The sequence below is a fragment of the Methylibium sp. Pch-M genome, assembly GCF_004136295.1.
Taxonomy (GTDB): Bacteria; Pseudomonadota; Gammaproteobacteria; order Burkholderiales; family Burkholderiaceae_C; genus Methylibium; species Methylibium petroleiphilum.
In genome coordinates, this window is record NZ_CP029606.1 from 824671 (window position 1) to 842758 (window position 18088).

Sequence of the window (18088 nt, forward strand, 5' to 3'; positions counted from 1 at the left end):
GCTATCAGTTCGGGACGACCGGCGGGAAGAAGCGTTCGTCGCCGACGCGGCACGCAAGTTCTTCCGGGGGGCGCTGCTCTTCGTAGCGGCCGATATCGAGCTCCGAGAAGGTCACCGACTCGTGCTCGCCCAGCGGCGCGGTGCGCGGCACGGGCCTCGCGCCCCATTGGCGCAGCGTGTCGACCCCATGCGCGAGCGCGTCCTCCAGCGCCTGCTTGACGCGCGGCCTCAGGCTGCCGCCGTAGTCCTCCAGCTCTTCAGGCTGGCAACCAATCAGCAGCACCTGCTTCGGGTACTGCTCCGTCAGCAGCGCCAGCATCAGCACCTCCTGGAAGCCGGTCTGGTGCAGGCTCATCTTCTTTGCCCCCATGAAGCGCGGCACGTCGTCGTTCTCGACCAGCTTCAGCGTGCCGGGCGTCAGCCCGTAATCGATGGCATCGAAGATCAGCAAGCGCGTCGCAGCCTGCACGTGCTGGATCAGGTAGAGCCCCTGGGTGCCGCCGTCGATCAATTGCACGTGCGGCGCGAATTCGTAGCGGCGCTGCAGGGCCTCGATGCAGCGCACGCCGAAGCCTTCATCGGCCCACAGGACGTTGCCTATGCCGAGGACGCAGATCGTCTCCGCCTCAGGGTTGCCACCTAGGTCGTGACAGTCGCCAGCAGACGGATGAGCGCTCATGCGGGTTGACTCCAACAAGAAAATCAGTGAGTGCCGCGGGTGCGGCGGGTCTGGACGCGAAGCAACTTCCAGGTGTGGAAGCTGTCCCAGGCCGATTGCAACGCGAGCCAGAACGCCGCATCGGTTCCGAACACCAGCGCGCAACGGATGGCGGTATCGGCCGTGATACCCCGCTGGCCATGCACGATCTCGTGCAGGCGCCGGCGCGAAACGCCGAGCAGGCGTGCCGCCTCGGTCTGCGAGAGACCGAGCGGGGTCAGGTAATTGCACCGGAGAAAGCGCCCTGGATGCCAGGGAGCACGGCCTGGCACCCCGGGTGGCAGCAGCATCGTCGTGGCCGCAAGGGACCGCGACGAACGATCCGATGCCCCGGCCCCCCGTGAGAAAAAATCGCCCGCACCGGACGACCCGCCCGGTGCGCGCACGTGCCGCACTGGACCGATCCATGCCAGCCGCTCGCCCGCCGCCGCGCCGACCGTCCGGGTCGCGCCCCAGCCATTGCGCTGAACCAGATCTTGCAGGCTCATGGCCGTCAGTCCTTGAAGGTGCGGTGGCCGGAGATCATCGTGCTCACCACGCTCGATCGACCCATGATGTCTTCACGGATGGCGGCGTACACGTGCACGATGACGAACACGATCAGCCACCACATCCCGAGGTGATGCCAGGTGTGCACGTCCTGCGACTGCCCGAACAGCGGGATCACCCAGCCGAACATCACGTCGGCCCAGGAGCCCGCTTGCGCGCCTTCACCGTACAGCGCGAATCCGGTCACGACCATGAACACCGCCGTCAGGAAGAACATGAAGAACATCGCGAAGCGTGCCAACGGGTTGTGTCCCACGTACTTGCCAGGCCGAGTGCTCACGAAGGCATACCACTTCACCATGCCCCATACCTCGAGCCAGTAGGCGCGCTGGAACACCGGCACCCAGAACAACTCGCGGGCGTGGTGGTTTCCGACCACCGCCCAGTAGAGACGCCCGAGCAAACCGACGGCCAGCAGGTAGCCGGCGGCGAAATGGGCGAAGCGGATGTAGCCCATCAGGTAATTGGCACTGGCCTCTCCCGGCATGGTCGGCAAGGGCGAGCCGATGAAGTAGCCCGTGATGGCCAGCACGGTGATGGCCAGCGCATTGATCCAGTGCCAGATGCGCACCGGTACTTCGTAGACGTAGACCGACTTGATGGATTGCGCGTGGACGAGGTCGTGCGCGTCGGTGCCCTCGACAGGGGCGTTCGAACTATTCGCGGGTATGGCGGACATGAATCGTCTCCTCTTCGGGCTGGCGTGATGCGACTCGATCGACCGTGATCAAAGACGGGCGGCGAGCATCACCACCCCGGCTCCGCCGACCACCGTAGCCGCCAGTCGAGCCACCCGATCGGGCAGCCGCTGAAGACCGACGCCGGCGGCGAGGCCCACGCCGTGCAGCAGCGTCGTCGCCCCCATGAAACCGGCGGCATAGGCCACTGCCGAAGCACCGACCGCCAGCTCGCTGCCATGCGCATAGCCATGGAACAGCGCCGCCGCACCGATCAGCGTGAGGCCGAGCGATGTCGGCACGTGCCGACCCGCGAACAGCATGGCCCCCAGCAGCACCACACTCGCCGCCACGCTCGACTCCACCGCCGGCAAAGCCACCCCCTCCCACGACAGCAGGGCGCCGATCAGCAGCGTCGCAAGGAACACCCCCGGTCCGAGCAGACGTCGACCGACGGGCAGCGCGATCGCCGACCACAGGCCCACGGCGACCATCGCCAGAAGATGGTCCAGCCCCAGGAAGGGATGGGCCAGACCTTCGGCCAGGCCATGCGCTCCGTGACCGGTGTGCGCCTGGCTGGCCGTCGCCGCCGCCAGCAGCATGCTGGTCAGCGCGAACCGCAGGGAAATGCTCTTCGACATGGGTTTCTCCTCGGAATGCGGGGGTGGTGTGGGGGCGGTGCTGTCAGCGCACCTTGACGCTGGTGAGCTCCTGGCCGTCGGGGCTCATCACGTGCGTCGAGCAGGCCAGGCAGGGATCGAAGGAGTGCAGCGTGCGCAGGATTTCCACCGGTTGCTCGGGATTGGCCATCGGCGTGTTCATCAGGCTGGCCTCGAAGGCCCCGATCTGCCCCTTGTTGTCACGCGGACTGCCGTTCCAGGTGGTCGGCACGACACACTGATAGTTCTCGATCCGCCCGTCCTTGATGCGGATCCAGTGCCCCAGCGTTCCGCGCGGTGCCGCGACGGTGCCCACGCCCTTGGCTTCCTTCGGCCAGGTGGCCGGATCCCACTTCTCGACATTGGCCGTGGTGGTGTCGCCGGCCTTGATATTGGCGACCAGCTCCTTGAAGTCCTCGAGCATCATCTCCGCGCAGTACTGCGCCTCGAGCGCCCGCGCGAGCGTGCGGCCGATCGTGGTGGGCAGCAACTGCTTGGCGCTGTACTGCGTCTCGGGCAGACCCAGCGCCTTGGGATAGACGCTGTTGATGATCATGGCCGAGGTGTCGATCTGCTCCTTCACGCGCTGGCAGTACTTGTGCCCCTGCTTCGCGTGGGCATAGCCCAGGATGTAGCGAGACAGCGGACCGACTTCCATCGCATGGCCGCGCCAGCGCGGCGACTTGATCCAGGAGTACTTCGCGCTCTCGTCGAGCTCCTGGATATTGGTGCGCGTGCCCTTGGTGTTGGCCCCGAGCACGTAGTTCGGCTCGGTGACGCCGTCCCACGGATGCAGGCCCTTGGATTCGTCGGCGTACTTGTACCAGCTGTGCGGCACGAACTCCTGCACCTGCTCGGGGTCCCGCGGATCGACCGGGTGGATGACGTCCCAGTTGCCGTCGAGGATGGCACCGCCCGGCAGTTGCTGGGTGCTGTGATCGCCCATGACCTTTTCGTAGGTGCCGTAGTCGATCACGTTGGTCGCCGACAGGCCACCCCCGTAGAGCCAGCCGGCCTGCTTGTAGATGGTGCCGATCGCCAACACGTCCGGGATGTAGACGTTGTTATTGAACTCGATCATCTCCTTGATGCGCGCCTCGACGAAGTTCAGGCGCTCCATGTTCACCGGCGCGCCGGCCGCGCCGTCCTTGTCGATGTTGATCGCGCAGGGCACGCCACCGACCAGATAGTTCGGGTGCGGGTTCTTGCCGCCAAAGACCGTGTGAACCTTGACCCACTCCTTCTGCAGATCCAGCGCCTCGAGATAGTGCGTGACGGCCATCAGGTTGGCCTCGGGCGGCAGAACATAGGCCTTGTTGCCCCAGTAGCCGTTCATGAACGGGCCGAGCTGGCCGCTCTCGACGAACTTCTTGAGTCGGTTCTGGATGTCGCGGAAATAGCCCGGCGACGACATCGGGTGACTCGGCGACACCAGGTGCTGGAGATCGGAAGTCTTCTTCGGGTCGGCCTTCAGCGCCGACACGACATCGACCCAGTCGAGGGCATGCAGGTGGTAGAAGTGGACGGCGTGATCGTGCTCCTGCAAGGTCTTCGCCATGATCTCGCGGATCAGGTAGGCGTTCTTCGGAATGACGATCCCGAGCGCATCTTCCACCGCACGCACCGAGGTCAGCGCATGGCAGCCGGTGCAGACACCGCAGATGCGCTCGACGAAGGCCCACGCGTCGCGCGGATCGCGCCCCTTGAGAATGACCTCCAGACCACGCCACATCGTGCCGGTGGAGACGGCGTTGCGGATGACGTTGTTGCTGTCGAGGTTGACCTCGCAGCGCATGTGGCCTTCGATGCGCGTCACCGGGTCCACCACCACGCGGCGGCCCGAGTTGTCCATCTTGAAGCCCTGAGTTTCGTAAGCACCCATGTGTCGTTCCTTTGTTCGTGCTCAGCGCTTCACTGCCCGGCGCGGGAGGTTTCGCTCGTCTTCGAATCGGTCTTCTGCGTCGCGCGCTTGATCGCCGACACGGCGGCGTGGGCGACGGCGGCCGCGCCCACCACACCGGCCGCGGCACCACCGACCTGGTCGGCGTTGGCCTCGATGCCGAACTGATGGATGTCGGTGAGGCGGTCGTAGAACGACCCCTTGTCCCAGAAGCCGTCTTCGGAGCAGCCGATGCAACCGTGGCCGGCCTGGATCGGGAAGCTGGTGCCCTCGTTCCAGCGCGTGGTCGAGCACGCGTTGTAGGTGGTCGGGCCCTTGCAGCCGACCTTGTAGAGGCAGTAGCCGCGGCGCGCCGATTCGTCGTCGAAGTGCTCGACGAACTGACCGGCATCGAAGTGCGGCCGGCGGTAGCACTTGTCGTGGATGCGCTGGCTGTAGAACATCTTCGGTCGGCCCTGGCGGTCCAGCTCGGGCAACCGGTCGAAGGTGAGCATGTAGGTGATCACACCGGTCATCACCTCGGCGATCGGCGGGCAGCCTGGCACCTTGATGATGGGCTTGTCGAAGATCACCTTGTGAACCGGCGTGGCTTGCGTGGGATTGGGCTTGGCGGCCTGCACACAGCCCCACGAGGCGCACGAACCCCAGGAGATGATGGCCTTGGCGTCCTTGGCCACGTGCTTGAGCTGGTCGATGAAGGGCTTGCCGCCGATGATGCAGCTCATGCCATCCTGGTTCAGCGGAGGATTGCCCTCCACGGCCAGGATGTAGTTGCCCTTGTACTTGGTCATGATCTCCTCGAGGATCGCCTCGGCCTGATGGCCTGCGGCGGCCATCAGCGTGTCGTCGTAGTCGAGCGAGATCATCGACAGCACCACGTCCTTCGCGAGCGGGTGCGCTGAGCGGATGAAGCTCTCCGAGCAGCAGGTGCATTCCAGACCGTGCAGCCAGAGCACCGGCGTGCGCGGCTTGTTCTCCATGGCGTGCGCGATCTGCGGCACGAAGGCCGGACCCAGCCCCAACGAGGTGGCCGTGAGCGAGCAGTACTTCAGGAAGCTGCGACGCGAAATGCCTTGGCGGCGCATCACCTCATAAAAGGTTTCCATCGTGGGAGGTCTCCGGTTGCTACTGGATGTGATCGAACCGTGCGACCGGCCCGCCGCGGCAACAGCAGGCCGGCGCACCGGGTGGGCAAGACAACACAAGTCGTGGGCCAACTCCGCGCGGCTCACGGGAAAACCCCGAATGCCTCTCGTAAGTCCTTGTCGCGACTGGGACTATTTGCGAGGACAGTCGACGGATGCCCCAAGGTCGCGACAGCGGTGGAAGCGGCTCTTGCAGTTGAATCCATCATCTGCAATGACAACATCCGATCCAGCGGACGGCTGCGGGAAACCGGCGGCACGGATGTCAGAGAATCCCTTCGTCGCCCAACGAAAAGAAGGTCTGCCCATGCCCGTGATCACCTGCATCGAAGACCTGAGGGCGCTGGCCCAGCGCCGGGTGCCGAGGATGTTCTACGACTACGCCGACTCGGGCTCCTGGACCGAGGGCACCTACCGCGCCAACCAGGCCGACTTCGCCCGCATCCTGCTGCGCCAGCGCGTGGCCGTGAACATGGAGGGCCGCTCGCTGCGCACCACCCTGGCCGGCCAGGACTGCGCCATGCCCGTCGTGATCGCCCCCACCGGCCTGACCGGCATGCAGCACGCCGACGGCGAGATCCTCGGCGCCCGCGCCGCCGAGGCCTTCGGGGTGCCCTTCACCCTCTCGACCATGAGCATCTGCTCGATCGAGGACATCGCCGCGCACACGAAGGCGCCGTTCTGGTTCCAGCTGTACTGGATGCGCGACCGCGATTTCATGGAACGGCTGATCGAGCGCGCCAAGGCGGCACGCTGCTCGGCGCTGGTGCTGACGCTGGACCTGCAGGTGCTGGGGCAGCGCCACAAGGACCTGAAGAACGGCATGACGGCGCCGCCCAAGCCGACGCTGGCGAACCTGATCAACCTGGCGATGAAGCCGCGCTGGTGCCTGGGGATGGCCGGGACGCGGCGCCACAGCTTCGGCAATCTGGTGGGGCATGCCAAGGGGGTGAGCGACATGTCTTCGCTGGGGACGTGGACGAAGGAGCAGTTCGATCCGCGGCTGAGCTGGGACGATGTGGCGTGGATCAAGCAGCGCTGGGGCGGCCGGCTGATCCTGAAGGGGATCATGGAGGTGGCCGACGCGCGGCTGGCGGCCGACAGCGGGGCCGATGCGATCGTGGTGTCGAACCACGGCGGGCGCCAGCTGGACGGGGCGCCGTCCTCGATCGCGGCGCTGCCGGCGATCGCCGAGGCGGTGGGCGAGCGGATCGAGGTGTGGATGGACGGGGGGATCCGCTCGGGCCAGGACGTGCTCAAGGCGGTGGCCCTGGGGGCGCGCGGCACGATGATCGGGCGGGCCTTCCTGTACGGGCTGGGCGCGATGGGTCAGGCCGGCGTGACCCGCGCCCTCGAGATCATCCGCAACGAGCTCGACATCACCATGGCCTTCACCGGCCACACCGATATCAGACGGGTGGGGCGCGAGATCCTGGTGCCGGGCAGCTACCCAGGAGCGGGCGGGCCGGCCTGATCGCCCGGCGGCGAACCCGCGCTACGGCAACGGGTGCCGGTCAGACCTGCACGGCCGCGATCAGGCCTTCGGCAAGCCAGCCCTGAAGGACCGTGACGACGGCCGTGGCGGCATCGGCCTCGCCGACCTCAGCGGCTGCACGGGCGCACAGCGCCGCGAACGGCTGGCGATCGAACACCGCGCGCAACAGCACCGTCTCCAGGCTTTCGAGCGAACGCCAGCGCGTCTCCAGGCCCGGTCGCCAGGCCAGCAGGCCATGTTCGTGCGGTTCCGGTTCGGGCAGTTCGGGTTCGCCATCGGCTGGCTGTGCCGCCTGTGCCTGCAGCGCACGCCACAGCGGCTCGACGGCCCAGTGCAGCGTCACCAGCCGGGCGCTGGGCAACAGCGAGAAACGCAGACCGGGCCAGGCCCGCGCATCGAGGGCCTGCAGCGCTTCCGCCCGGATCGGCAGGGCATCGGCGGCATCGAAAGCCATCCGCAACGCCCACTCCATGCGCGCCAGATCGGCCAGGGACGGGTGCGGCGCCAGTTCCGGCCGAGCCTGCATGAAATCGGCCAGGGACTCACCGAACCAGCGGATCGACGGATGCCGTGACGGACACGCCGACAGATAAGCCTGCGCCAAGGCCTCGAAGGCCTCGTCGCCCATGACCCGCGGCAGTCCCTCGTGGTTCTCTCGCAGCGCGGCAACCAGGCGTGCACGGTAGGCGTGGCGGTAGATGGGCAACAGCGAGCCGCCGGGTCGTGGCCGCAGCAGCCCGTCGGCCGGTGTCGCCGCGGCGGAGTCGTCCTCGACCACGGCGCGGCTGAGTCGCCGCTGCTGCTCGATCAGCGAGCCCGCGTTCATGCCGCCATCTCGCGCACGTCACGGCCGGCCTTCGCCGCGGACAGCGCGCCGGCCTGAACCTGCCGCGCCACGTCGAGTTCGGCCACCAGCTCGGCCAGGGGCGGGATGCGGTCGTCGCGCTCGATCATCGTCGGCACCGCGCCGAACCGCCGCGTCGTGTAGTCGTACAGCGTCCACACGGCGTCGCACACCGGGTGGTCATGCGTGTCGATCAGGTGGCTGCCATGGTCCTCGTGGCCGGCCAGATGGATCTGCCGCACGCGCTCGCGCGGCAGGGCATCGATGTAGCGCCGCGCGTCGAAGCCGTGGTTCACGCTGCTGACGTGGACGTTGTTGACGTCGAGCAGCAGATCGCAGTCGGCGCGCCGCGCGAGCTCGGCGACGAACACCCACTCGCTCATCTCGTCGGCCTCGAAGGCCACGTAGCTCGACACGTTCTCGAGCAGCAGGCGCCGCCCGAGGTGATCCTGCACGCGCGCCACCCGCTCGCACAGGTGGTGCAGGGCCGCCTCGGTGTAGGGCATGGGCATCAGGTCGTGCAGGTTGTGGTGGTCCACACCGGTCCAGCAGAGATGGTCGGAGATCCAAGCCGGCTCGACGCGATCGGCCAGCACCTTCAGCGCGCGCAGGTACTCGAGGTCCAGGTCGTCGGCACTGCCGATCGACAGCGACACACCGTGCATCGCCATCGGGTAGTCGCGGCGCAGGCGGTCCAGGTGCTGCAGCGGCGCGCCGCCCGGCAGCATGTAGTTCTCCGAGATGACCTCGAGCCAGTCCACCGCGGGCCGCCGTTCGGCGAATGCCGCGTAGTGTTCGGGACGCAGTCCCAGGCCGAAGCCTTGAAGCATGGTGCTCATTGGTGAGGGTGCAAAGACGCACAAGAGGCACGAAGGCCCGCGCATCGGCCAGGCCGACGCGCGGACCTCGTGACCCATCCGTCGGGCCTACTTCGCGACGGTCCCGCCGGCGTCGGTGCATTCCTTCGCGGACTTCTTGCTGACCCAGCCCTGGCCCTTGCACGTGTTCTGCCCCTTGCAGGCGCTGCTGGCGGTCTTGCACTCCGAGGTGCCCTTGCAGCTGTTCACACCGGCGCAGTGCACCGGGCCGTTGTCGGCAGCCTGCACCGTGGTGCTGACCGTGCCCATGGCAAACAGGGCGGCGGCAGCGCTGGCAATCGCCAGACCAGACTTGAAATTCGTCATGTGGATCTCCTTCGGGTGGATGGTTGCGGAACGGCAGGCCGGGGAACGTCGTCGCACCCCGTGCACTGGCCTTCTTCGGTCGCACCTGGCGGCGTTTACTTACACCGGCATCGAATCAGGCACGCAGGAGTCCTGTACGCAGCGCAGGCGACGGCGGATGCAGCGCGGCCCGCCAGGGCAAACGCGCAAACCCCGCACCTCGGCCCTCTAGAATCGCTCGGCCTCGCAGTGACCGACCCTGCGTGATTTCCTGACGAGCCGCTGTCACCCGAGAGATCGCCGATGAGCGCCCTGTCCCGAATCGTTTCGCCGATCGACGTCCTCAACGACTGCTTCGCCTGGCTCGCCCAGTGGGCCGTGCTGGCCTGTTGCCTGATCAGCGCCGGCAATGCGCTGGTGCGCTACGGGCTCGACTACAGCTCGAACGCCTGGCTCGAGATCCAGTGGTACCTGTTCGCCGCCTGCGTGATGCTGGGCGCGTCGCAGGTGCTGCGGCTCAACGAGCATGTGCGCGTCGACGTGTTCTACGGCCGCCTGTCCGGCCGCGGCAAGGTCTTCGTCGACCTGTTCGGTCTCGTCGCCTTCCTGATGCCCGTCGTGCTGCTGATGCTGTGGCTGTCGCTGCCGCTGTTCTGGCGCACCTACACGAGCGGCGAGATGTCCGGCAACGCCGGCGGCCTGATCCGCTGGCCGGCGATGCTGATGCTGCCGCTCGGCTTCGCGCTGCTCGCGCTGCAGGGGCTGGCCGAGATCGCCAAGCGCATCGGCTGGCTGCTGCATCGCCACGAGATGCATACGCACTACGAGCGCCCCCTGCAATGACGATGGAGCAGTTCGCCCCGCTGATGTTCGCGGGGCTGATCGTCGTGCTGCTGATCGGCTTCCCGGTGGCCTTCTCGCTCGCCGCCTATGGTCTGCTGTGCGGCTTCATCGCGATCGAGGCAGGCTGGTTCCCGCCCGAGTTCATGTCGGCGCTGCCGCTCAACGTGTTCGGCATCCTCAGCAACGACCTGCTGCTGGCCATCCCCTTCTTCACGCTGATGGGCGCGGTGCTCGAGAAGTGCGGCCTCGCCGAGGACATGCTCGACTCGATGGGCCAGCTCTTCGGTCCGGTGCGCGGCGGTCTGGGCTATTCGGTGATCATCGTCGGCTTCGTGCTGGGCGCCATCACCGGCACCGTGGCCGGCCAGGTGATCGCGATGGCGATGATCTCGCTGCCGGTGATGATGCGCTACCGCTACGACCTGCGCTATTCCACCGGCGTGCTGGCCGCGTCGGGCACGATCACGCAGCTGGTGCCGCCCTCGCTGGTGCTGATCGTCATGGCCGACCAGCTCGGCCGCCCGGTGGGCGACATGTACAAGGGCGCCTGGGGTCCGGCCATCCTGCAGGTGCTGCTGTTCGCAGCCTATACCTTCGTGCTGAGCCGTCTGCGCCCCGCCGCCGTGCCCGGCGTGCCGAAGGAAGCGCGCACACTGAGCGGCCGGGCGCTGTGGATCAAGTGCCTGCGCGGCATCGTGCCGTCGGCCGTCCTGATCTTCGCGGTGCTCGGCAGCATGGGCGGCCTGCCCGGCATGGACCATGCGATCGCGACGCCCACCGAGGCCGGTGCGATGGGCGCAGTCGGGGCCTTCCTGCTGGCCGCCCTGCACCGCCGCCTGAGCTGGCCGCTGCTGCGCGACGCCCTGGCGGGCACCATGCGCATCACCGCGATGGTGGTGTTCATCCTGATCGGTTCGCGCGTGTTCTCGCTGGTGTTCCAGGGCGTCGACGGGGGCAAGTGGGTCGAGCACATGCTCTCGGGCCTGCCCGGCGGCCAGATCGGCTTCCTGATCGCGGTCAACGTCTTCATCTTCTTCCTGGCGTTCTTCCTCGACTTCTTCGAGATCGCCTTCATCATCCTGCCGCTGCTCGCGCCGGTGGCCGACAAGCTCGGCATCGACCTGGTGTGGTTCGGCGTGCTGCTGTGCGTGAACATGCAGACCTCGTTCATGCACCCGCCGTTCGGCTTCGCGCTGTTCTACCTGCGCGGCATCGCGGACTCGCTGTTCAAGAGCGGCACGCTGCCCCGCCCGGTGCCGTCGCGCGACATCTACCTCGGCGCACTGCCCTGGGTCGCGCTGCAGCTGCTGCTGGTGGTGATCGTGATCTTCGTGCCGGAGACGGTCACGGTCTTCCTCGACAAGGAAGAGAAGATCGACCTCGACAAGGTCCGCATCGAGATGCCGATCGATCCGTCCGACACGGCGGCCTCGGAGCCCGACCTCGACGAACTGTTCCGCGACCGGCCGCCGGTGGCAGACCCGGCCGCCTCGGCCCCTTGAGGCTCAGAGCTTCTGCGACTGCATGAAGCGGTCGAAGGTCGCCTCGGTGAAGCGGAACCACACGTTCTGCTCGGCGCGGAACTTCGCGTAGTCCTCCCACACCTTCTTCCAGGACGGGTTCTTGGCCGACAGGTCGGCGTAGATCTGCTCGGCCGACTTGAACGCCGCGGTCATCACGTCGGCCGGGAAGGGCTTGAGCTTGGTGCCCGAGCCGACCAGCTGCTTCAGCGCGGGCGGATTGCGCGCGTCGTAGCGCGCCTGCATCTCGATGTGCGACTGCGCCGCGGCGGCCTCGATCATCGACTTGTAGTCGGGCGTCAGCGCCTCCCAGGCCTTGTTGTTGATGAAGAAGTCGAGCTGCGGCCCGCCCTCCCACCAGCCCGGGTAGTAGTAGTTCGGCGCCACCTTGTTGAAGCCGAGCTTGAGGTCGTCGTAGGGTCCCACCCATTCCGCCGCGTCGATCGTGCCCTTCTCCAGCGCCGGGTAGATGTCGCCGCCCGGCAGCGACTGCGGCACCACGCCGAAGGGCTCGAGCACGCGACCGGCGAACGGGTTGCAGCGGAACTTCAGCCCCTTGATGTCGGCGATGGACTTGATCTCCTTGCGGAACCAGCCGCCCATCTGCGCACCGGTGTTGCCGCCGGGGAAGTTGACGATGTTGTACCTGGCGTAGAACTCGCGCATCAGCTTCAGGCCGTTGCCGTCGTACATCCACGCGGACATCTGGCGGGAGTTCAGCCCGAACGGCACCGCACAGCCGAGGCAGAAGGTCGGGTCCTTGCCGTAGAAGTAGTAGGGCGCGGTGTGGGCGATGTCGACGGTGGCGTTCTGCACCGCGTCGACCACGCCGAAGGCCGGCACCAGCTCGCCGGCCGCATGCACCGAGATCTGGAATCGGCCACCGCTCATCTCGCCGACCTTCTTCGCGAACAGCTCGGCCGTGCCGAAGATCGTGTCGAGCGACTTCGGGAAACTCGACGCCAGCCGCCAGCGCAGGGTGCTCTGCGCGTGCACGACCGCCGGTGCGGCCCCCGAGGCCAGCACTCCGGCCAGGCCGGCCCGTTGCACGAAGGAACGGCGTTGCATCAAGGACGACTCCTGGAGAAGGGAAGGAAGGATCGAAAAGATTCTAGGAGCGCCCTCCGCGGCCCGGCGTGGGGCTTACCCGCCGGGCGGGCCCCGGCGGACGCTCGCGCCGTCCTCAGCTGCCGGCGATCTTCAGGCGCTCGATCAGCACCGAGCCGATGGTCTTGCCGCCCATCGTGTAGGCGTCGGCACCGACCGCGACGATCCGGCGCAGCATCTCGCCCAGGCTGCCGGCGATGGTGATCTCGTGCACCGGGTGCACGATGCGCCCGCCCTCGACCCAGTAGCCGGCGGCACCGCGCGAGTAGTCGCCGGTCACGTAGTTGACCCCCTGCCCCATCAGTTCGGTGACGAACAGGCCGCGGCCGAGCTTGCGCAGCATCGCGTCGAGGTCGTCGCCCGGCGCCGTGAGCCGGCTCGTCAGCGTGAGGTTCTGCGAGCCGCCGGCGTGGCCGGTCGTGTGCATGCCGAGCTTGCGCGCCGAGTAGCTCGACAGGAAATAGCCTTCGGCGCGGCCGGCGGCCACCACCTTGCGGGCGCGCGTGCGCACACCCTCGTCGTCGAACGGTGCGCTGGCCTTGCCCTTGAGCAGGTGCGGTTGCTCGTCGATGTCGACGTGGTCGGGAAACACCGGCTTGCCCAGGCAATCGGCCAGGAAGGTGGCCTTGCGGTAGAGCGCGCCGCCGCTGGTGGCCTGCACGTAGGCGCCCAGCAGGCCCGCGGCCAGCGTGGACTCGAACAGCACCGGCACCTCGCAGGTCGCGATCTTGCGTCCCTTCAGCCGGGCCAGCGTGCGCTCCGCGGCATAGCGGCCCACGGCCTCGGGCGAGGCCAGGTCGGCGGCGTCGCGCATCGAGCTGTACCAGGCATCGCGCTGCATGTCGTTTCCCCGGCCGGCGATCGGTGCCACCGACAGCGAGTGCCTCGAACTGGCGTAGCCGCCGCGGAAACCGCGCGAGTTGCCGGCCATGAAGTGCGACTGCTGGACCGAGACGCCGCAGCCGTCGGAATTGGTGACGCGCCGGTCGGTCGCGAAGGCCGCGCCCTCGCAGCGCAAGGCCAGCTCGATGGCGCCGGCGGCGTCGATCGCCCAGGGGTGGTAGAGATCCAGATCGCGGGCGGCTTCCTCGGGTGTGGCCAGATCGGCCGCGTCGGGCAGGCCGGCGGCCGGGTCCTCGGCCGTGAAGCGGGCGATGTCGTAGGCCGCGCGCACTGTCTGCTCCAGCGCGGTGCGCGAGAAATCGGAGGTGCTGGCGTTGCCGCGCCGCTGGCCCAGGTAGACGGTGACGCCGAGCGACTTGTCGCGGTTGCGCTCGACCGTCTCGACTTCGCCCTTGCGCACCGACACCGACAGGCCGGCGCCCTCGCTGACCTCGGCCGCCGCATCGCTGGCCCCGAGCCCGCGGGCCACCGCGAGCGTGTCGTCGATCAGTTGCTCGAACTGGGCTCGGCTGTGGGCAAAACCTTCGGGGGTGCGGGACATGGCGGGACCTGGAAACTGCGGGGCTGTGCGGCCGCAGGGGCAGCCGGCGGCACGCAACTATGATAGCCAGCGCCTTGCGGCGTTCCCCCTTCCCTGATGCCTGCCCCCGCTTGAACACCGAAACGAACGAACCGGACGACGACGCGTCCGAGCGCCCCAGCAAGACCGCGCTGAAGAAGGCCATGCACGAGCTGCAGTCTCTGGGCGAAGCACTGATGACGCTGCCCGACGCGCGCATCGACGCCATCGGCCTCGACGAATCGCTGCGCGAGGCGGTGCGCACCGCCCAGCGCACCAAGTCCCACGAAGGCCGCCGCCGCCAGATCCAGTACCTGGGCAAGCTGATGCGCCGGGCGCAGGACGCCGGTGGCATCGAGCCGATCCGCGAGGCGGTGGCCTCGTTCCAGCTCGGCCACGCGAAGGACGCGCTCGCGCTGCACGAGGCCGAACGCTGGCGCGCCGAACTGCTGGCCAGCGACGACGCCCTCACCCGCTGGACCGCCGTGCACCCGCGCAGCGACCTTCAGCAGCTGCGCAGCCTGATCCGCAGCGCGCGCAAGGAAGCCGTCCCCGCACTGCCGGGCGGTGCTGCCCGCCACGGCCGGGCCTACCGCGAGCTGTTCCAGCAGCTGCGTGGCGCGCTCGCCGAGCCTGGCCGCGAAGAGGAGGAAAGCAATGACTGACACGCCCGCCACACCGTTCGATCCCGTCACGATCGGCCTCGTCTCGGTCAGCGACCGGGCCTCCAGCGGCGTCTATGCCGACCAGGGCATCCCGGCGCTGCAGGACTGGCTGGGCCGTGCGCTGAAGAACCCGGTCACCTGGGTCACACGCCTGATCCCCGACGAGCAGGAGGGCATCAGCGCCACGCTGCGCGAGCTGGTCGACGACGCGCACTGCGACCTGGTGCTGACCACCGGCGGCACCGGCCCGGCGCCGCGCGACGTGACGCCCGAGGCCACGCTGGCCGTCGCGCACAAGGAGATGCCGGGTTTCGGCGAGCAGATGCGGCAGATCTCGCTGCGCTTCGTGCCCACCGCGATCCTGTCGCGCCAGGTGGCGGTGATCCGCGGCCAGGCGCTGATCATCAACCTGCCCGGGCAGCCCAAGGCGATTGCCGAGACCTTGCAGGGGCTGCCGGACGCCCAGCCCCCGGCGCACGGCATCTTCGCGGCCGTGCCCTACTGCGTCGACCTGATCGGCGGGCCCTACCTCGAGACGGACGAGTCGGTCTGCAAGGCCTTCCGGCCGAAGTCGGCGCTGCGCGCCAGCCGCCCGGCCGGCGGCTGAGGCGCTCGCCGCGTCAGCGCACCAGCTGGTTCAGCGCCGCGGCGTCGAAGTCCTCGCGGGTCTGCGCGTCGCTCGGCACGCAGTCGCCGGCCGCGCTGCGCCGCGACAGCGTCTCGACCGCCGCCCACAGCATGGCGATCTGGTGTTCGTGCCCCGAGGCGTTGTCGATCAGGCCCTTCATCGCCTGCGCCACCGGGTCGTCGCCCTGACTCACGCCGTAGGCCGAGAAACCCATCTTCGCCGCCGCCGCCTCGCGCTGCACGTCGACTGCGTCGTGCAGGATGCGCGCCGGGTTGCCGACCGCGGTGGCGCCCGCCGGCACCGGCTTGACGACCACCGCGCCCGAGCCGACCCGCGCCCCGTCGCCGACCACGAATCCTCCGAGCACCTGCGAATTGGCACCGACGATCACGCCCTTGCCCAACGTCGGGTGCCGCTTCGCGCCCTTGTAGAGCGAGGTGCCGCCGAGCGTCACGCCCTGGTAGATGGTGCAGTCGTCGCCGATCTCGGCCGTCTCGCCGATCACCACCCCCATGCCGTGGTCGATGAAGACGCGCCGGCCGACCGTGGCGCCCGGATGGATCTCGATCCCGGTGAGGAAGCGGCCCAGGTGCGACAGGAAGCGGCCGAGCCAGCGCCAGCCGCGCGTCCAGCAGCCGTGCGCCAGCCGGTGCACCGCCAGCGCATGCAGTCCCGGATAACAGGTCAGCACCTCGAAACCCGTGCGGGCGGCCGGGTCGCGCTCGAGGATGGTGGCAATGTCTTCGCGGAGGCGGCTGAACATGTCGTCGCTCTTCAGGTTGGGCCAGGTCAGTGTAGCCAGCCGACTGCCTGCCTGAGGCCGGCGGGGGCATCGCGGGGCTCAACGTTTCAGCATCGACGTGGCGATGCCGCGCAACAGGTGCACCTCTTCCTCGGTCAGTTGGGCCCGGTTCAGCAGTTGGTTCACCCGCGGCAGCAGCTTCTTCGGTGCGGCCGGATCGAGGTGGCCGATGTGCACCAGCGCCCGCTGCCAGTGATCGAGCAGCCCCTGCACCGCCGCGGCGTCGGCCAGCGCCGGATCGGACGTGCGGGGCGTGACGGGGTAGCCGCCGAGCGCCTGGCGCCAGTCGTAGGCGATCAGCTGCACCGCCTGCGCCAGGTTCAGCGAGCCGTAGTCGGCCGGCGTCGGGATGCTCAGGCAGCTGTGGCAGCGGTACACGTCCTCGTTCGACAGCCCATAGCGCTCGGAGCCGAACACGAAGCCCACGCGCTGCCGCCCGGCGGCGAGTTCGGGGAACAGCGCGCGCGGCGCGAAGGTCTTCGGGCCGAAATCACGCGGCGTCATTGCGGTGGCGCAGGCATGGCTCACGCCTTCCAGGGCCTCGGTGAGCGTCGCGACGACGCGCGCCCGCACCAGGATGTCGGCCGCGCCGCTGGCCAGGGCCACCGTGTCCTCCTGCACCAGCACGTCGGCATGGCGGGGCGCCACCAGCACCAGGTCGGAGAAGCCCATCACCTTCATCGCCCGCGCCGCCGCGCCCACGTTGCCGGGATGGCTGGTGCCCACGAGGACGAAGCGGGTCGGATCGGCAGTCGACATCGGCGAGGGCGGCTAAAATTTGATTATCGGCGTGGCCCTCGCGGCCCGCCGCACCGGCGCTCCCCTCTCCCGGCCCGCCGGCCCCACGTTCTTTGTCCCCCGCCAGTCCGCCTTTCCCTCTCCTGCCCCGTCAGCCGCGAGCGCCCGCCATGTCCCAGACCCTGCACCCGATGCTCAACACCGCCGTCAAGGCTGCACGCACTGCGGGGGCGCTGATCAACCGGGCCTCGCTGGACATCGAGCGCGTGACCGTCACCGCCAAGTCGCACAACGACTTCGTGACCGAGGTGGACCAGGCGGCCGAGGCCGCGATCATCGAGACCCTGCTCGGCGCCTACCCGGGCCACGGCATCCTCGCCGAGGAGACCGGGCGCACCCACGGCGCGAAGGACAGCGACTACGTGTGGATCATCGATCCGCTCGACGGCACCACCAACTTCATCCACGGCTTCCCGGTCTACGCGGTCTCGATCGCGCTCGCCTTCCGCGGCCAGATCCAGCAGGCGGTGGTCTACGACCCGTCGCGCAACGACCTGTTCTACGCCTCCAAGGGGCGCGGCGCTTTCCTCAACGACAAGCGCCTGCGCGTCAGCAAGCGCAGCCGCCTGCTGGAGTCGCTGATCGGCACCGGCTTCCCGTTCCGCAAGGGCGACAACTTCAAGCGTTACCTGAAGATGTTCGAGGAGGTCATGCAGCACTGCGCCGGCCTGCGCCGCCCGGGTGCCGCCGCGCTGGACCTGTGCTACGTGGCCGCCGGCTGGTACGACGGCTTCTTCGAGACCGGGCTGAACCCCTGGGACATCGCGGCCGGCTCGCTGATCATCACCGAGGCCGGCGGCCTGATCGGCAATTTCACCGGCGAGTCCGACTTCCTCTACCAGCGCGAGATCGTCGCGGGCAACCCGAAGATCTATGCGCAGCTGGTGAGCATCCTCGCGCCCTACACCCGCATCATCAAGGACGACGAGGCGGGCGCCACGGCCCCCGCCGCGGCAGCCGCGCCGGACGCCACCGCCGCCTTCGTCGCGAGCGTCGTGGCCGATACGCCGCCCGCCGCCACCGCGAAGAAGGCGCCGGTGCGCATCCGCAAGGCCGACCTCGCCAAGGCCAAGGACGACGACGCACCGTTCTGAGCCTTCGACGTTGTGTCGT

The 18088-nt window shown here is 68.3% G+C and carries 19 protein-coding genes; 6 read left to right on the forward strand and 13 right to left on the reverse strand.

Annotated features, from left to right (window positions below; translation table 11 throughout):
- Positions 1–4: 4 nt before the first annotated feature.
- The 6 genes from C1M51_RS03900 to C1M51_RS03925 are packed head-to-tail and all read right to left on the reverse strand — an operon-like array spanning position 5 to position 5609.
- Complete coding sequence (locus tag C1M51_RS03900; RefSeq protein ID WP_129448323.1) at positions 5–679, reverse strand: HyaD/HybD family hydrogenase maturation endopeptidase; 675 nt, start codon at positions 677–679, stop codon at positions 5–7.
- 23 nt (positions 680–702) lie between these two features.
- Positions 703–1206, reverse strand: coding sequence for a HigA family addiction module antitoxin (locus tag C1M51_RS19215; RefSeq protein ID WP_242499960.1), 504 nt, complete (start codon positions 1204–1206; stop codon positions 703–705).
- A gap of 5 nt (positions 1207–1211) precedes the next feature.
- Complete coding sequence (gene cybH, locus C1M51_RS03910) at positions 1212–1946, reverse strand: Ni/Fe-hydrogenase, b-type cytochrome subunit (protein WP_129448324.1); 735 nt, start codon at positions 1944–1946, stop codon at positions 1212–1214.
- A gap of 48 nt (positions 1947–1994) precedes the next feature.
- On the reverse strand, positions 1995–2585 hold the full coding sequence (locus tag C1M51_RS03915; RefSeq protein ID WP_129448325.1) for a HupE/UreJ family protein: 591 nt from the start codon (positions 2583–2585) through the stop codon (positions 1995–1997).
- A 43-nt stretch (positions 2586–2628) separates the two neighbouring features.
- Positions 2629–4485, reverse strand: coding sequence for a nickel-dependent hydrogenase large subunit (locus tag C1M51_RS03920; RefSeq protein WP_129448326.1), 1857 nt, complete (start codon positions 4483–4485; stop codon positions 2629–2631).
- A gap of 29 nt (positions 4486–4514) precedes the next feature.
- Positions 4515–5609 carry a hydrogenase small subunit gene (locus C1M51_RS03925; protein ID WP_129448327.1) on the reverse strand — a complete coding sequence of 365 codons (1095 nt, stop codon included), beginning with the start codon at positions 5607–5609 and terminating at the stop codon, positions 4515–4517.
- A gap of 346 nt (positions 5610–5955) precedes the next feature.
- Here C1M51_RS03925 and C1M51_RS03930 point away from each other — a divergent pair, with 346 nt between their 5' ends.
- Positions 5956–7122 carry an alpha-hydroxy acid oxidase gene (locus tag C1M51_RS03930; protein WP_129448328.1) on the forward strand — a complete coding sequence of 389 codons (1167 nt, stop codon included), beginning with the start codon at positions 5956–5958 and terminating at the stop codon, positions 7120–7122.
- Between the two features lie 40 nt (positions 7123–7162).
- On the opposite strand, the gene C1M51_RS03935 is transcribed toward C1M51_RS03930, so the two are convergent.
- From C1M51_RS03935 to C1M51_RS03945, 3 genes are all read right to left on the reverse strand, one after another.
- Positions 7163–7969, reverse strand: coding sequence for a DNA-binding domain-containing protein (locus C1M51_RS03935; RefSeq protein ID WP_129448329.1), 807 nt, complete (start codon positions 7967–7969; stop codon positions 7163–7165).
- On the reverse strand, positions 7966–8817 hold the full coding sequence (locus C1M51_RS03940) for a DUF692 domain-containing protein (protein WP_242499961.1): 852 nt from the start codon (positions 8815–8817) through the stop codon (positions 7966–7968). The genes C1M51_RS03935 and C1M51_RS03940 overlap by 4 nt, the downstream gene beginning before the upstream one ends.
- Before the next feature lie 96 nt (positions 8818–8913).
- Complete coding sequence (locus C1M51_RS03945; protein WP_129448331.1) at positions 8914–9171, reverse strand: hypothetical protein; 258 nt, start codon at positions 9169–9171, stop codon at positions 8914–8916.
- Positions 9172–9453: 282 nt separating this feature from the next.
- Between C1M51_RS03945 and C1M51_RS03950 the strand changes: the two genes are divergently transcribed.
- Together C1M51_RS03950 and C1M51_RS03955 are read left to right on the forward strand one after the other, a co-directional pair.
- Positions 9454–9993 carry a TRAP transporter small permease subunit gene (locus C1M51_RS03950; protein WP_129448332.1) on the forward strand — a complete coding sequence of 180 codons (540 nt, stop codon included), beginning with the start codon at positions 9454–9456 and terminating at the stop codon, positions 9991–9993.
- Complete coding sequence (locus tag C1M51_RS03955) at positions 9990–11495, forward strand: TRAP transporter large permease subunit (protein ID WP_129448333.1); 1506 nt, start codon at positions 9990–9992, stop codon at positions 11493–11495. Before C1M51_RS03950 ends, C1M51_RS03955 begins: the two co-directional genes overlap by 4 nt.
- Before the next feature lie 3 nt (positions 11496–11498).
- On the opposite strand, the gene C1M51_RS03960 is transcribed toward C1M51_RS03955, so the two are convergent.
- Positions 11499–12581, reverse strand: coding sequence for a TRAP transporter substrate-binding protein (locus tag C1M51_RS03960; RefSeq protein WP_129448334.1), 1083 nt, complete (start codon positions 12579–12581; stop codon positions 11499–11501).
- Between the two features lie 115 nt (positions 12582–12696).
- Positions 12697–14064 (reverse strand): metalloprotease PmbA, encoded by a 1368-nt coding sequence (gene pmbA / locus C1M51_RS03965; protein WP_129448335.1) that lies wholly within the window; start codon positions 14062–14064, stop codon positions 12697–12699.
- A gap of 110 nt (positions 14065–14174) precedes the next feature.
- Here pmbA and yjgA point away from each other — a divergent pair, with 110 nt between their 5' ends.
- On the forward strand, positions 14175–14747 hold the full coding sequence (gene yjgA, locus C1M51_RS03970; RefSeq protein ID WP_242499962.1) for a ribosome biogenesis factor YjgA: 573 nt from the start codon (positions 14175–14177) through the stop codon (positions 14745–14747).
- Positions 14740–15354: a molybdopterin adenylyltransferase gene (gene mog, locus C1M51_RS03975; protein ID WP_129448337.1), complete on the forward strand. Its 615-nt coding sequence runs from the start codon at positions 14740–14742 to the stop codon at positions 15352–15354. Before yjgA ends, mog begins: the two co-directional genes overlap by 8 nt.
- A gap of 13 nt (positions 15355–15367) precedes the next feature.
- Here mog and cysE read toward each other — a convergent pair whose 3' ends face one another.
- On the reverse strand, positions 15368–16138 hold the full coding sequence (cysE, locus tag C1M51_RS03980) for a serine O-acetyltransferase (RefSeq protein WP_129448338.1): 771 nt from the start codon (positions 16136–16138) through the stop codon (positions 15368–15370).
- Between the two features lie 78 nt (positions 16139–16216).
- The gene (locus C1M51_RS03985) at positions 16217–16936 is read right to left on the reverse strand and encodes an RNA methyltransferase (RefSeq protein WP_129448339.1); all 720 of its coding nucleotides are present in this window, start codon (positions 16934–16936) and stop codon (positions 16217–16219) included.
- A gap of 149 nt (positions 16937–17085) precedes the next feature.
- Here C1M51_RS03985 and C1M51_RS03990 point away from each other — a divergent pair, with 149 nt between their 5' ends.
- Positions 17086–18069, forward strand: coding sequence for an inositol monophosphatase family protein (locus tag C1M51_RS03990; RefSeq protein ID WP_129448340.1), 984 nt, complete (start codon positions 17086–17088; stop codon positions 18067–18069).
- The last annotated feature ends 19 nt before the right edge of the window (positions 18070–18088 follow it).